The following is a 15166-nucleotide window of genomic DNA, read 5'->3' on the forward strand; positions in this document are numbered from 1 at the left end:
CTGCCCCGCCCCGCGGGCGAAAAGCTCAGGTCAAATCTGGGTGAGAAGTTGGTTTCTAGATCTCAGCTATAATAGTCCTGCAAGCTCCTGACTGCAAGATCACTGGCCGAAACCGATACAATTGCCTGAGCTGCGGCCACCGATGCGGCGGCCGTCGTGTAATAAGGCACCCTGTTTTCCAGCACCGATGCGCGAATGGATTGGCTGTCCTTATGGCTCTGCCAGCCTTCCGTCGTATTGAACACGAGAGTAATCTCGCCATCGCTGATCTTGTCGACAATATGCGGGCGGCCTTCGGCAACCTTATTGATCCGTTCAACCGGCAGGCCCTGTTCGGCAAGATATTGCTGTGTGCCTCCTGTCGCCACGACATTGAAGCCGTAATCGAGCAATTGGCGAACAGGCTCCACGATGTGCGGCTTGTCGCCATCCTTGACGGAAACGAACAAGGTTCCGCCTTTTGGCAGATCACTGCCACCGGCGATTTGTGATTTGGTGTAGGCCGTGGCAAAATCGCTATCGATACCCATCACTTCGCCAGTGCTCTTCATTTCTGGTGTCAGCACCGGATCCGATCCGGGGAAGCGTGCGAAGGGGAATACGGCTTCCTTCACCGCGACATAATCCATCTCTCGACGGATTTTAGGCAGATCGGCCAGTTTCTCTCCTGCCATAACCCTTGCGGCGATTTTGGCGATTTGTGATCCAGTGGCCTTGGCAACGAAAGGCACGGTGCGGCTGGCGCGCGGGTTCACTTCGATTAGATAGACCTCGCCATCCTTTACCGCGAATTGCACGTTCATCAATCCGCGCACTTCCAGCGCAATCGCGAGCGCTTCTGACTGGCGCTCCAGTTCCTCCACAATCTCATCCGACAGGCTGTAGGGCGGGAGAGAACAGGCAGAATCGCCCGAATGGACGCCCGCCTCCTCGATATGCTGCATCACGCCTGCGACGACGACATCGTTCCCGTCGCACAGGACATCGACATCGCATTCGATAGCATCGCGCAGATATTGGTCCACCAGCACCGGGCTACTGCCCGATACATTGACGGCCGTGGCGATATAATTATCAAGCTGCGCGTCGGAATCCACGATTTCCATAGCCCGCCCGCCAAGCACATAGCTGGGGCGAAGCAGCACCGGGTAACCGATGCGATGCGCCACAGCCATTGCCTCGTCACGGCTGTAGGCAATGCCGTTTTCGGGTTGCTTGAGCTTCAGCTTGTTTATCAGCCTGGCAAAGCGTTCACGATCTTCGGCAAGGTCGATCGCATCGGGACTGGTGCCAAGGATCGGGATGCCGGCATTTTCCAGCGCGCTCGCCAGCTTGAGCGGGGTCTGCCCCCCGAACTGCACGATCACGCCCTTCAGCGTGCCGCGTGAATGCTCCACCCGCAGGATTTCGAGCACATCCTCTGCCGTCAGCGGCTCAAAATAGAGGCGGTCGGATGTATCGTAATCAGTGGAAACCGTTTCCGGATTGCAATTGACCATGATGGTTTCATAGCCCGCTGCGCTCAGCGCAAAACAGGCGTGAACGCAGCAATAATCGAACTCGATCCCCTGCCCGATGCGGTTGGGTCCGCCGCCAAGGATGACCACCTTTTCACGATCCGATGGCCAAGCCTCATTCTCCGGCTCTCCGAAGCTGGGGGCCTCATAAGTCGAATACATATAGGGCGTGACCGCCTCAAATTCGGCGGCGCAGCTATCTATACGCTTGAATACCGGCAGCACGCCCAGCTTCTGCCGCAGCTTGCGCACCTCTTCCTCGCTGGTGGCACCCGCCATTGCGCGCAGGGCATCGTGCAGCAGGCCCGAACGCCTGGCCTGCGTTTCGCCAAGTCCACCCGCAACGCCAACAGACCGCACGGCCAGCGTAGCCAGCCGCTTGTCAGAAAAGCCCATGGCCTTCAGCCGGCGCAATTCCTCTGCAGTGTTGGGCAGACCATTCTGGCCGATCATCGCCTCTTCGTAGATGATTTCCTCGACATGACGCAGGAACCACGGATCATAATGCGTGATCGCCTGCACGTCCTCCAGCGTGAAGCCTTCGCGGAATGCCTGCCCGATATTGAGCAGCCTGTCGGGCGTCGCACGGCTGAGTGCTGCAGTGATCGTCTCGCGGTTGCCACCTTCCAGTTCAACCATGCGATTGAACCCGTCCAGCCCCGTTTCAAGGCCGCGGAGGGCCTTTTGCAGGCTTTCCTTGAAATTGCGCCCGATGGCCATGACCTCACCCACCGATTTCATCGCGGTGGACAGGAGGTTGTCCGCACCTTTGAATTTTTCAAAGGCGAAGCGCGGGATCTTGGTGACAACATAATCCAGCGTCGGTTCAAAGCTGGCGGGCGTTGCGCCGGTGATTTCGTTGGTGATTTCATCCAGCGTATAGCCAACCGCCAGCTTCGCCGCGACGCGGGCGATGGGAAAGCCGGTGGCCTTGGATGCCAGCGCCGATGAACGCGATACGCGCGGGTTCATCTCGATCACGATGAGGCGGCCATCCTCGGGATTAACCGCGAACTGTACGTTCGATCCCCCTGTTTCCACTCCGATTTCGCGCAAGCAGGCGATGCTGGCATTGCGCATGATCTGATATTCCTTGTCGGTCAGCGTCAGGGCTGGCGCGACAGTGATGGAATCGCCGGTATGCACGCCCATCGGATCGACATTTTCGATGGAGCAGATGATGATGCAATTGTCCGCCTTGTCGCGCACAACTTCCATCTCGAACTCTTTCCAGCCGAGCAGCGATTCCTCGATCAGAACTTCTGTCGTGGGGCTGGCGTCGAGGCCGCTCTTCACGATCGCTTCAAATTCAGCCTTGTTATAGGCTATGCCGCCGCCGGTGCCGCCCATGGTGAAGCTGGGGCGGATGATGGACGGCAGGCCGGTGCGGTCGAGCACCTCCAGCGCCTCAACCAGATTGTGCGCGGTGCCGCTGCGCGCGCTTTCAAGGCCAATTTTGTCCATCGCATCGCGGAAACGCAGGCGGTTCTCGGCCTTGTCGATCACATCGGCCTTGGCCCCGATCATCTCGACGCCGTATTTCTCCAGCGTGCCGTCAGCATCCAACGCCAGCGCGCAATTCAATGCGGTCTGTCCGCCCATCGTAGGCAGCAGCGCATCGGGCCGTTCCTTGGCGATGATCTTGGCGACGATATCGGGCGTGATCGGCTCGATGTAGGTGGCATCCGCCATGTCAGGATCGGTCATGATCGTGGCGGGATTGGAATTGACGAGGATCACGCGATAGCCGTCCTCGCGCAAAGCCTTGATGGCCTGCGTGCCGGAGTAATCAAACTCGCAAGCTTGACCGATAATAATCGGGCCAGCGCCAATGACGAGGATGGAGGAGATGTCAGTGCGTTTGGGCATTAAAGGTACTTTCTCGCCAATTCAGCAAGTTGCTCGAACGCTTCTTTGCTCAACCGAAGCGTCTGAGAGACTTTACCCAGAATTTCGCGATCCGCAGAACCCATCGTGTTGATTTGAATAAACTTCTCCCCGTCTTGCCCTTGGAGAGACCAACCGTCGTGGGTTTCCGAATGACGCACGTTAGTTTTGGGTTCTAGCTCGTCGAAATTTCTTATGATCGCCATTACTCGCCTTCCAACATCCCCACAAACTTCTCGAACAGATAAAAACTGTCCTGCGGCCCCGGTGATGCTTCCGGGTGATACTGCACTCCGAACGCCTTCTTGCCGCTAATCGCGATCCCGCAATTGGAGCCGTCGAACAGCGAAACATGCGTCTGCTCCACGCCTTCGGGCAGTGTGTCGCCATCGACCGCGAAGCCGTGGTTCATGCTGGTGATCTCAACAAGGCCCGAAGTCTCGCCCCAGCCCTCGCCTACGCGTTGCACCGGATGGTTCGCGCCGCGGTGGCCCTGGTGCATTTTGGCGGTCTTTGCGCCGGCTGCCAGCGCCAGCATCTGGTGGCCGAGGCAGATGCCGAACAGCGGCACGTCCTTGTCCAGCAGCGCCTTGATCACGGGCACCGCATATTCTCCCGTAGCCGCCGGATCGCCGGGGCCGTTGGAAAGGAATACGCCATCGGGGGATAGCGCCATGATCTCGTCCAGCGGGGTCTTGGCCGGAACCACCGTTACCCGCGCACCTGCCTTCACGAGGTTGCGGAAGATGTTGTCCTTACTGCCGTAATCTATGGCAACGACATGCGGTTTGGCATCGCGGGGCGCGCGGCCATAGCCGTGGCCCAGCCGCCAGAATCCGCCTTCCCAACTTTCCTGCCCGCCGCGTGTCACGCGCTGGGCAAGATCCATGCCTTCCAGACCCGGCCATTCCTGCGCGCGTTGCAGCAGCGCATCCACATCGAACTGGCCCTGCGGGTCATAGGCGATCACTGCATTGGGCGCGCCATTCATGCGGATGCGGCGGGTAAGCGCGCGTGTATCCACGCCCGAAAGGCCGATCTTGCCGTGATCCTTCATCCACTGCACGAATTCGGTGGTGGAGCGGAAGTTGGAATGCAGCGTCACTTCCTCGCGCACGATGCAGCCCACCGCGCCTTCTACCGCGCTTTCAACATCCTCGTCATTCGCGCCGACATTGCCGATATGCGGGAAGGTAAAGGTGATGATTTGCGCGGCGTAGGAAGGATCCGTCAGCACCTCCTGATACCCTGTCATCGCCGTGTTGAAGCAGACTTCGCCCACCGCGCTGCCGGTGGCGCCGAAGCCCTTGCCCCAAACAACTGTGCCATCGGCCAGGACGAGAATGCCCGTCGCTCCTTTAGGTTGCGCGTGCGAGGAAGCGAGAAAGGCCATAGAGGCTCCCGTTGAATCAATGGACCGGCGATGTGTGCTAAGTCCCAGCGGCTAGTCACCGCTGCGCCTCCCGTCAAGCACAAGGCTTGGCTTTGTTGCGCTGTGGCCTAAGTAGGACGCAATCATCCACAGGAAAAGACTGCGAGACACCCCATGCTGAGGGATACCATCAAGACCGAGACCATTACCGCGATGAAGGCGGGCGATAAGCCGCGCGTCGCCGCGCTGCGCCTGATTTCCGCCAAGATCAAGGACCGCGACATCGAAGAACGAACCAAAAGCGGTTCAGGCAATGATGATGCGATGGTGATCGATGTATTGCAGAAAATGGCCAAGCAGCGCCGCGAATCGATCCAGATGTATGAAGATGGTGGCCGCACTGAACTTGCGAACCAGGAAAAGGGTGAGCTGGCAGTGATCGAGGAATTCCTGCCCCAGCAAATGAGCGAGGCAGAAACCAGGGCCGCGATCGAAGCGATCAAGGCCGAACTTGGCGCTGACGGCATGAAGGACATGGGCCGCGTTATGGGCGAGCTCAAGGGCCGTCATGGCACACAATTGGACATGGGCCGTGCCAGCGGCTGGGTAAAGGAATCACTTTCATGAAGGCTTTCGTTTTCAGCCTTGCTGCGGCTGCGCCCCTATTGCTCGGGGCATGCTCTTCAGAGCAGGAACCAGCCCCTAAAACCAGGGCAGAGCGCAGCCCTGCCACCATGGGACAGCGCACGCTGGTCGCAGCGGGTCTGAGCGCGCAGAGCCTTGGCCCCAAGATCGTCGGTCCGCAGGGTCCCGAAGTCTCTTCCGAGATCAGCTTTGAAGGTCAGCCTGTCGCGCGCATGGTCAGCTATGTCGCCTGCCCCGCCCCTGCCGAGGGCGAGGCAGCTGCAGAAGAATGCGTGCCTGCCGATATGCCGGCGAGCACGATTTACACCTATGTCCATCGTATCACCTCGACAGGCGCGGATACAGAAGCGCAGCCCTTCGCCTTTCGCACAACGCGCCCGGCCAGCGGCTTTGCCAAGGTTATCGGCTATGACCGCTTGCAGGCAGAAAGCACGCTTGGCCACGATTATACGATCGGCGTGGCAGAGGATGCAGGCTTGCTGATCTGGCGGATCGAAGCAGGCGATGGCTGGGGTGAAGGCGAGGAACTGACCTTTTTCTGGCAATCGACCATGCCCCCTGCCGGCCCTGGCGAAGCGTTTGAAGTGCAGAGCTACACCGGCACTGCTGACCTCACCGGCCCTTTCCCCGCGCCCGAAAAACCTGCAGGGGAAGCGGGGACAGGCAGCGCGTCCCGCTAGGCACGAATCGCTCGGGTCTGTAGGGTCAGGCGATGGCGCTTTCCCCGCAATGGCTGGATGAACTCAAGAGCAGGATAACCCTGTCCACGCTCATCCAGCGCACCACCAAACTGCAGCGCGCGGGGCGCGAGTGGAAGGCCTGTTGCCCCTTCCATAATGAGAATACGCCCAGCTTCACCGTCAACGATCAGAAGGGCTTTTATCATTGCTTTGGTTGCGGCGTGCATGGCGGCGCAATCGACTGGATGATGGGCCAGCGCGGCATGGAGTTCATGGATGCGGTGAAGGAACTGGCCTCCGAAGCTGGAATGGACGTGCCTGCGCCCGATCCGCGCGCGGCGCAGGCAGCGCAAAAGCGCGCTTCTTTGCATGACGTGATGCAGGCCGCGCAGGAATGGTTCGTAGCGCGGCTCAATTCGGATGAAGGTGTCGGCGCCCGTGAATATCTGGCGCGGCGCGGCCTGTCGCAGCGGATCATTGAACAATTCGGCTTTGGCTACGCCCCCGATGACAAGCAATCGCTGAAACAGGCGCTCGGCCAGTTTGACGAGGCAATGCTGGTCGAATGCGGCCTGCTCATCAGCGTCGATGACAAGCTGCCATATTCGCGTTTTCGCGGGCGGGTAATGCTACCCATTCACGACCCGCGCGCGCGGGTCATCGCCTTTGGCGGACGCATTCTGGAAGACCGGCAAGGCGTGGCAAAATATCTCAACAGCCCAGATACGCCGTTATTCGACAAGGGGCGCAACCTCTACAATCTTCATCGCGCGTCGCCTGCCAGCCGCAAGGCGGACAGGGTCATCGCTGTCGAAGGCTATATGGATGTGATTGCGCTGGCGCAGGCGGGTTTTGAAGATGCCGTTGCGCCAATGGGCACCGCTCTTACCGAACATCAGATAGAATTGCTGTGGCGCATGGCCGATAAGCCCTTGCTATGCCTTGATGGGGACAATGCTGGCGTGCGTGCCGCCATGCGCGCTGCAGAGCGGACGCTGCCGCTCCTGCGCCCTGGCCATTCATTGCGCATTGTCACCTTGCCTGCGGGCCTTGATCCGGACGATCTGCTCAAGCGCGATGGCCCTGCCGCGGTCGAGAAATTACTCGCATTGCCCAGATCGCTACTCGATCTGATCTGGGAACATGAGCGCTCGGCCCAGCCGCTGTCTTCGCCAGAGGATAAGGCGGGGCTGAAAGCGCGTCTGATGGATCATGTCGACACAATCCAGCATCCCGACATCAAATCGCTTTATCGCCGCGAATTGCTGGAACGATATAGCAATTTCGCCTTTCCTAAGCGCGAATTCACGCCGCATGGCAAAAATCGCAGCGGTGGCAGCTTCAATCGCAAGCAGGATCAGGAACGCGCCCCGCCATACGTTGCAGAGCGCCTGCGCCGTGCGGTAAGCGGCGCTATTCGCGATACGCTGTCGCAGGCCGTACTGGTCGGGCTGGCCCGATATCCCGGCGAGATTCATCGCCATGCAGACAGCCTGCTCAGCCTTTCCGATAGTGACCGACAAGTCGCACAGGCTGTCAATTTTCTACTCGAATACGCGCAAATGCTTGAAGCGGGCGAGGAACCGCCCATATCAGCGCAAGGAATTCTTCCGGCGACGCCGGATAACGCCCGTTTCTCCTTCCTCGTTGAAGGTTCCGATCCGGACGACGCGAGGGAGGATCTTGCCGAAGCAGTTTCGCTGCTGGTCGAAAGGCCAGCGCTTGATGCGGCAATTGCTGCGGCGACCAGCCGTTTCGAGGCCGATCCCGATGGCGCTTTTGAAGAGCAGCAAAGACTGCGCAAACGAAAGCTGGAAATTGAGGCGCGTCTCGGGCAAATGGCAAGAAAACGGGCCGCGATGGCGGCAGATAAATATTCATCGCCCGGCGTAGCCGATACCGCTGCGGGCGAACAGGAAACGGACTGACGATCTGAATATGGCTTCCAAGGCAAAAAACACCCGGCCCTCCGATGATGCGCCCCTGATCGACCTCAACGAGGCGTCGATCAAAAAGATGATCGCAAAGGCAAAGCGCAAGGGCTACGTCACTTATGACGAGCTGAACGAAGCTTTGCCTTCGGACCAGATGAGCGCTGACCAGATTGAGGACATCCAGACCGCGATAAGCGACATGGGTGTGCAAATCGTGGAAAGCGATGAAGAAGCGCAGGAAGACGATGACGGTCCCGAAGAGATCGCACCGACTGGCTCTGAATCGCAGGCCGAAGACAAGCAGAACGTTCCTGAAAAGAAGAAAAGCGTCGCCGGTGAAGGCCGCACTGATGACCCTGTGCGCATGTATCTGCGCGAAATGGGCGCGGTCGAACTGCTCAGCCGAGAAGGCGAAATCGCCATTGCCAAGCGCATTGAGGCTGGCCGCGATACGATGATCATGGGCCTGTGTGAAAGCCCGATCACGTTCCACGCCATCATCATGTGGTCAGAAGCGCTCAATAATGAAGAGATGCAGCTTCGCGAAATTCTCGATCTCGACGCCATGCTGTCGAAGGAACCTCCCGTCGAAAAGATGGAGGAGGAAAACGAGGATGATGACGGCGAGATTTCAGAAGAAACTGCCGGTCCCACCATCCGCGATGATGACGAGGATGATGACGAATCCGAAGACGATGATGATGAGGATGGCGAAGGCTCTGGCAGCAAGCGCGACGAGGAAGAGGAAGAGGACAACACCATGTCCCTCGCGCAGATGGAAGCTGCGCTCAAACCCGATGCCCTCGAACGTTTCGCCCGCATCACCGATCTGTTCAAGAAATTTGAGAACCTGCAGGCCGAGCGGGTTGATGTTCTTGGTGCCGGAGAAGCTTTTTCCAAGGCCAAGGAAAACAGATATGAATCCCTGCGCGAGGAATTGACGGCTGAAGTTGAATCGGTGCAGTTCCACGCGACCAAGATCGAATATCTGGTCGACAATCTCTACGCCTTCAATCGTCGACTGACCGCCTTGGGTGGCCAGATGCTGCGCCTTGCCGAACGGCACAAGGTCAAGCGCATCGATTTCCTCCAGTCCTATATCGGCAACGAAATGGACGAAACATGGCTGCAGGAACGCGCGAAGAAGGACAAGAAATGGGCTGCCTTCGCCGATAAGGAAGCTGACGCGGTTGAGCGTATCCGCGCGGAAATCGCCGATATTGCCAGCCAGACCGGCATGAGCCTCAATGAATTCCGCCGCATCGTGAACATGGTGCAGAAGGGTGAGCGCGAGGCGCGCATTGCCAAGAAGGAAATGGTTGAGGCGAACCTGCGCCTGGTGATCTCCATCGCCAAGAAATACACCAATCGCGGCCTGCAATTCCTCGACCTCATTCAGGAAGGCAATATCGGCCTGATGAAGGCGGTCGATAAATTTGAGTATCGTCGCGGTTACAAATTCAGCACCTATGCGACCTGGTGGATCCGGCAGGCGATAACACGGTCGATCGCCGATCAGGCGCGCACCATCCGTATTCCGGTGCACATGATCGAAACGATCAACAAGCTGGTGCGCACCAGCCGCCAGTTCCTGCATGAGCAGGGCCGAGAACCTACTCCCGAAGAAATGGCAGAGCGTCTGTCCATGCCTTTGGAAAAGGTCCGCAAGGTGATGAAGATCGCCAAGGAGCCGATCAGCCTTGAAACGCCGATTGGCGACGAGGAAGATTCGCATCTGGGCGATTTCATCGAGGACAAAAACGCTGTCATCCCCGTGGATGCCGCGATCCAGGCCAATCTCAAGGAAACCGTCACCCGCGTTCTTGCATCGCTTACTCCACGTGAAGAACGCGTGCTGCGAATGCGCTTTGGCATTGGCATGAATACCGATCACACGCTGGAAGAGGTCGGCCAGCAGTTCAGCGTGACGCGCGAACGTATTCGCCAGATCGAAGCAAAGGCGCTGCGCAAGCTCAAGCACCCGAGCCGTTCACGCAAAATGCGCTCTTTCCTCGATCAGTGAAACAAGGTTTGGGCGGGACACCGCTTTGTCCCGCCTAGTCCTTTTCAATAAGCCGATGGGCGTATTGTCGCAGTTTACGGACCGTGGCAACCCGACGAGCCGCGCCACCCTGTCAGACTATATCGACCTTCCCGGCGTCTATCCCGCAGGACGGCTTGATCGCGATAGCGAAGGGCTCATGCTGTTGACTGACGACGGCAAATTGCAGGCGCGAATTGCCGATCCCAAGTTCAAATTGCCGAAGACCTATCTCGTGCAGGTTGAAGGCGAGCCTGACACAGGCGCGCTTACCCACCTGTCTCGCGGTGTGGAACTGAAGGATGGGTTGACGCGCGCGGCACAAGCGGAGGCTATCGACGCACCCGACCTCTGGCCGCGTGATCCGCCCGTGCGCTTTCGCAAAAGCGTTCCCGATAGCTGGATGCGCCTGACAATCCGCGAAGGCCGCAATCGCCAGGTGAGGCGCATGACTGCGGCAGTAGGCTATCCGACACTTCGCCTTGTGCGCTGGAGCGTGGGCGACTGGTCCCTGGATGGATTGCAACCGGGCCAATGGCGCTTGGCTTGAGCCCGCAAAGGAACACCGCGCTGCGCACAGCACACGATTTCCGTGATTTCGAAACTGTTGCAGCAATGGGCGAACCGCAGAGTATCGGCCGGGACTTGCGAAATGTCAGGGCGTTTCGTTTTACTCGCGCGCTGCAGTTGCTATGGCGCAAGCTGGAAGCCAAGGCGTAGCTCGACATAATGCGAAATTTTTTAGCCGATGCGCTGGTTATCCCGCCGGGAGCCTTTCGCCTCCTCCTGGCCTTTCTGGTCTTCGTTTCGCACGTATCGCGCGTGAACACCGGACGGCTGGGCGTCATCCTGTTCTTCGTGTTGAGCGGATATTGGATCACGCGCATTTGGCGTGAACAATATAAGGAAACGTCGGTGGGCTGGTTCTACCTCGGGCGCTATTTACGCCTGATGCCGGTCTATCTCGCGATCGTTTTTTGCGCGTGGTTGATTTTTGGCGGATCAATCTGGCCCAATCTACGCCTTTTCGGAATTGCGACGACCGGGGGCGACGTGCTTGGCGTCAGCTGGTCTCTCGATATCGAGTTGCAGTTCTATGTCTTGCTGCCTCTACTTCTCATGACTGTCGCCACCATCAATCGCAGGATCGTCGCACTATCCGTGGTGGGCGGGGCGTTTGGCTGGTATCTGTTCTTCGCTTTTGGCTTCTCTAGCGTTCTGCAATATCTACCGGCATTCGCAATCGGCGCGATAATCTACGAAACAAAATGGTATCCCGATACGCGTGCAGGGATCGTGTCCCTCGGCGTGTTTTTTCTCATCACTTTTGCTATTCTGATCAGCCCCCTGGGATGGATATTTGACAAACGTGTTGCCAATGATTGGCAGAGCGATCTGTTCGCATTTGTCTGGCTTATTCCGCTGATCCCTTATGTTGCGGCATCGCTGAAGCGCAAGTCGAACAGCCTCGATCGCCACCTCGGCAATTTCACCTATCCCTTTTATCTTGTTCACTTTTCTGTGATCCAATTTGTCTCTACGGCCGTCGCGTTAACCATGGGTACCAAGGTCGCGGCCATGGTCCTGGCCATAGCGGTTGCAGCGCTGTTTTATTTTCTCGTAGACCGTCCATCTGAAAAGCTACGATATTCTCTTATTGCCAAGAAGCGCCAGAAAGTGCGCAATGAAGAAGCGGCTGCGCGTAGCGCGCTGCCCTGACAATTCAGCAGACTTTGGATCTGGACCGCAAATTCACTTGCGGGGGACAAAGCACAAAAGCCCGTTTTTACGGCTAGCGAGTCGGCCTGCGATTCCCTATGTGGCTCGCCATGCGTATCGCCATTGCCTCCGACCACGCTGCAACCGACCTCAAGGCCGAATTGCGCGACTGGCTTATCGAACAAGGTCACGACGTGGCCGATCTTGGACCCGAAACTGGCGAGAGTGTCGATTATCCCGATTATGGCTTCAAGCTGGCCGAAGTGATTGCAGATGGCACGGCAGAGCGCGGTGTAGCACTTTGCGGCAGTGGCATCGGCATCTCTATCGCGGTCAATCGAAACGCGGCTGTGCGCTGTGCACTGGTAACAGAACCGTTTTCCGCTGCGCTCGCCCGGGAACACAATAACGCCAACGTCATCGCCATGGGCGCAAGACTAACCGGATCAGACATGGCCAAGGCCTGTCTTTCCGCCTTCCTCGAAACAGAATTCGCTGACGCCGGTGATGCAAATGGTCGCCATCGCCGGCGCGTTGACAAGCTATCCAACCAAGGTTCCTGATATGAGCACAGCACCTGCAGATACAGCATCCGACACCACCCGTTTCTGGGGCGATTCACTGGCCGAGGCGGATCCCGATATTGCCGCCGCTATCGACGATGAACTTGCCCGCCAGCGCGACCGCATCGAATTGATCGCGAGTGAAAATATCGCTTCGCGCGCCGTGCTCGAAGCCGCCGGCAGCGTTTTCACCAACAAATATGCAGAAGGCTATCCGGGCAAACGCTATTACGGTGGCTGCGAATATGCCGATGTAATCGAAAGCCTTGCAATCGAACGTGCTTGCGAATTGTTCGGCTGCAATTTTGCAAATGTGCAGCCGAACAGCGGCTCGCAGATGAACCAGGCGGTGTTTCTGGCCCTGCTCGAACCAGGTGACACCTTCATGGGCCTCGATCTCAATTCGGGCGGACACCTCACCCACGGTTCCCCAGTCAATATGTCGGGCAAATGGTTCAATCCGGTTGCCTATGGCGTTCGTCAGGAAGACGAGCGCATCGACATGGACGAGGTCATGGCCATCGCGAAAGAGCATAAGCCCAAGCTCATTATCGCGGGCGGCACGGCCTATTCGCGCGTGTGGGACTGGGAAGCGTTCCGTAAGGTCGCGGACGAAGTCGGCGCCTATCTGATGGTGGATATGAGCCACATCGCCGGCCTCGTTGCCGGCGGCGCGCATCCCTCGCCCTTCCCCTTTGCCGATGTCGCCACCACCACCACGCATAAATCGCTGCGCGGTCCGCGTTCGGGCGTGATTCTGTGGAATGACGAGAAATATACCAAGCCGTTCAATATGGCGGTCTTTCCCGGAATGCAGGGCGGCCCGCTGATGCATATTGTTGCTGCCAAGGCCGTCGCCTTTGCCGAGGCGCTGCGCCCCGATTTCGAAACCTATGCTCACCGCGTTGTGGAAAACGCCCGCGCACTTGCCGCCAGCCTTCAGGAAAACGGCCTGCGCATCGTATCGGGCGGGACGGACAATCATTCCATGCTGGTCGATCTCACCGCGATGGACGTGACTGGCAAGGCGGCTGAAAAAGGCCTCGATCGTGCCTATCTCACCTGCAACAAGAACGGCATCCCCTACGACACGCGCAGCCCTTTCATCACCAGCGGTATTCGCTTGGGCACACCTGCTGGCACAACCCGCGGATTTGGTCCGGCGGAATTCACCCAGATCGGTGCTATGATCGCTGATGTGGTGTCCGGCATGAACCGTAATGGCGATGACGGAGATGCCCAGATTGAAGAGCGGGTTCGCTGTGAAGTGGGTGAAATGTGCACCGCTTTTCCAGTATATCCCGGGAGGACATGATGACAGATCCCAAGGACGACAAGCCCGATCCGATTGACAGGACGATTTTGGTAGATGCTATGGAAGAAGCCAAGGGCATTGGCCGTGAAGGCATGGCGCACCCTTCCACCAAGCCGGTTATGACCGGTGCAGCCATTGGCGCGGTAGCAGGATTGGTCCTGCCGATCATCGGCCCTATTTTCGGCGGTGTCGCCGGGGCTGGATACATGCTCTACAAACGCGTTCGCCCCTAGGCCGAAGCGGACATTATTTATGCGATGCCCCTTCTGTGCGCATGAAGACAGCCAGGTAAAGGATTCGCGTCCTGCAGAGGACAACACCTCGATCCGGCGGCGGCGGCAATGTGAAGGCTGCGGCGCACGATTCACCACCTTCGAACGCGTGCAATTGCGCGATATAACAGTGATGAAATCCGGCGGTAAGGACGGGGAACCGCGACGGGAGCCTTTTGATCGCGCCAAGATTGAACAATCCGTCTCACTCGCCTGCCGCAAACGCGCAATCGAGCAAGAGCGGATTGATCGGCTGGTGTCGGGCATCCAGCGACAGGTGGAAACAGCGGGCGAGAGTGAAATACCCGCAAGCCGCATCGGTGAAATGGTAATGGATGGTTTGCGCCAGTTAGACTCCGTAGCCTATATCCGGTTCGCTTCTGTGTATCGCGATTTCAGTGAAGCGCGCGATTTCGAGGAATTCGCCAGCACTGTGCAGGAAGCAGGCGCGCAGGATGGCGACTGAGACGCAAACCCCCGTCATAGTTCTTGTCAGGCCGCAGCTAGGCGAAAATATTGGCAAGTCAGCGCGCGCCATGCTGAATTTCGGCCTTGCTGAATTGCGGCTCGTCGCCCCACGCGATGGCTGGCCCAATCCTTCTGCCGGACCTGCCGCAGCGGGCGCTGACGTGGTGCTGCAACGCGCACAAGTGTATGGAACAACTGGAGAGGCGGTGGCTGATTGCGCGCACGTCTACGCAACGACAGTGCGCAAGCGCGGCGTGACAAAGCCAGTCATGACACCGGAAGAAGCCGCCCGCTCTGTGCCATTGCAGGCCGGCCGCAGCGCATTTCTTTTCGGCCCTGAGAGATCTGGATTGGAGAGCGAGGATGTCGCCCTTGCCCGCTCCATCGTTACCGCGCCGATCAATCCGGAATTTGGCTCGCTTAATCTGGCGCAGGCGGTCATCCTGATTGCCTATGAGCTTTCCAAGCACCGCGAGCTTTCCATGCCTACAGTCGAGGAGGTACTCCCCCCTGCCCCGCAAGAGCAACTTGAAGGCCTGATCCAGCATTTTGAAACCCTGCTGGAACCCAAACGCTATTTTCACCCCGAGGGCCGCCGGGAGATGACTCGACGGAACTTGCGGAGCGTCTTGACCAAGCCGGGCTGGAACCATCTCGAAGTGCGGACTTTGCGAGGCGTGCTTTCCCACCTCGACAAGCCACTGCGGGAAGACGGCTAGGTACCGCTTCGCGCTTGACTTCGCGCGCTGCGCA

General features: G+C 58.3%; 15 protein-coding genes. 12 read left to right on the forward strand and 3 right to left on the reverse strand.

The window, feature by feature from the left end:
* Positions 1-62 precede the first annotated feature (62 nt).
* Genes carB through carA form a run of 3 tightly spaced genes read right to left on the reverse strand, consistent with a single transcriptional unit; the run spans position 63 to position 4797 of the window.
* A complete protein-coding gene (gene carB / locus CP97_RS10335) occupies positions 63-3386 on the reverse strand; it encodes a carbamoyl-phosphate synthase large subunit (RefSeq protein ID WP_048885875.1) in 3324 nt (1107 codons plus the stop codon).
* A complete protein-coding gene (locus CP97_RS10340) occupies positions 3386-3610 on the reverse strand; it encodes a hypothetical protein (protein ID WP_048885876.1) in 225 nt (74 codons plus the stop codon). Before CP97_RS10340 ends, carB begins: the two co-directional genes overlap by 1 nt.
* On the reverse strand, positions 3610-4797 hold the full coding sequence (gene carA / locus CP97_RS10345) for a glutamine-hydrolyzing carbamoyl-phosphate synthase small subunit (protein ID WP_048885877.1): 1188 nt from the start codon (positions 4795-4797) through the stop codon (positions 3610-3612). The genes CP97_RS10340 and carA overlap by 1 nt, the downstream gene beginning before the upstream one ends.
* Positions 4798-4950: 153 nt before the next feature.
* Between carA and CP97_RS10350 the strand changes: the two genes are divergently transcribed.
* The 12 genes from CP97_RS10350 to CP97_RS10405 all read left to right on the forward strand — a co-directional run bounded on the left by CP97_RS10350 (position 4951) and on the right by CP97_RS10405 (position 15132).
* Positions 4951-5403 (forward strand): GatB/YqeY domain-containing protein, encoded by a 453-nt coding sequence (locus CP97_RS10350; protein WP_048885878.1) that lies wholly within the window; start codon positions 4951-4953, stop codon positions 5401-5403.
* Positions 5400-6101: a hypothetical protein gene (locus CP97_RS10355; protein WP_048885879.1), complete on the forward strand. Its 702-nt coding sequence runs from the start codon at positions 5400-5402 to the stop codon at positions 6099-6101. The genes CP97_RS10350 and CP97_RS10355 overlap by 4 nt, the downstream gene beginning before the upstream one ends.
* 32 nt (positions 6102-6133) lie before the next feature.
* Positions 6134-8029, forward strand: coding sequence for a DNA primase (gene dnaG, locus CP97_RS10360; protein WP_048885880.1), 1896 nt, complete (start codon positions 6134-6136; stop codon positions 8027-8029).
* A gap of 10 nt (positions 8030-8039) precedes the next feature.
* A complete protein-coding gene (gene rpoD / locus CP97_RS10365) occupies positions 8040-10058 on the forward strand; it encodes an RNA polymerase sigma factor RpoD (RefSeq protein ID WP_048885881.1) in 2019 nt (672 codons plus the stop codon).
* A 25-nt stretch (positions 10059-10083) separates the two neighbouring features.
* The gene (locus tag CP97_RS10370) at positions 10084-10626 is read left to right on the forward strand and encodes a pseudouridine synthase (RefSeq protein WP_048885882.1); all 543 of its coding nucleotides are present in this window, start codon (positions 10084-10086) and stop codon (positions 10624-10626) included.
* Positions 10623-10796, forward strand: a complete 174-nt coding sequence (locus CP97_RS16305; protein WP_161485457.1) for a hypothetical protein — start codon at positions 10623-10625, stop codon at positions 10794-10796. The genes CP97_RS10370 and CP97_RS16305 overlap by 4 nt, the downstream gene beginning before the upstream one ends.
* Positions 10797-10805: 9 nt before the next feature.
* The gene (locus tag CP97_RS10380; RefSeq protein ID WP_048885884.1) at positions 10806-11795 is read left to right on the forward strand and encodes an acyltransferase family protein; all 990 of its coding nucleotides are present in this window, start codon (positions 10806-10808) and stop codon (positions 11793-11795) included.
* 110 nt (positions 11796-11905) lie between these two features.
* The gene (locus tag CP97_RS10385; protein ID WP_048886925.1) at positions 11906-12358 is read left to right on the forward strand and encodes an RpiB/LacA/LacB family sugar-phosphate isomerase; all 453 of its coding nucleotides are present in this window, start codon (positions 11906-11908) and stop codon (positions 12356-12358) included.
* 1 nt (position 12359) lies between these two features.
* Positions 12360-13673, forward strand: coding sequence for a serine hydroxymethyltransferase (glyA, locus tag CP97_RS10390; protein ID WP_048886926.1), 1314 nt, complete (start codon positions 12360-12362; stop codon positions 13671-13673).
* Positions 13670-13906 (forward strand): hypothetical protein, encoded by a 237-nt coding sequence (locus CP97_RS10395; RefSeq protein ID WP_149036459.1) that lies wholly within the window; start codon positions 13670-13672, stop codon positions 13904-13906. Before glyA ends, CP97_RS10395 begins: the two co-directional genes overlap by 4 nt.
* A 19-nt stretch (positions 13907-13925) precedes the next feature.
* Entirely contained in the window at positions 13926-14411 is a 486-nt protein-coding gene (nrdR, locus tag CP97_RS10400) for a transcriptional regulator NrdR (RefSeq protein WP_048885885.1), read from the forward strand.
* Positions 14401-15132 (forward strand): RNA methyltransferase, encoded by a 732-nt coding sequence (locus CP97_RS10405; protein ID WP_048885886.1) that lies wholly within the window; start codon positions 14401-14403, stop codon positions 15130-15132. The genes nrdR and CP97_RS10405 overlap by 11 nt, the downstream gene beginning before the upstream one ends.
* The last annotated feature ends 34 nt before the right edge of the window (positions 15133-15166 follow it).

Origin of the sequence: Aurantiacibacter atlanticus (assembly GCF_001077815.2) — a bacterium.
Classification (GTDB): domain Bacteria; phylum Pseudomonadota; class Alphaproteobacteria; order Sphingomonadales; family Sphingomonadaceae; genus Alteraurantiacibacter; species Alteraurantiacibacter atlanticus.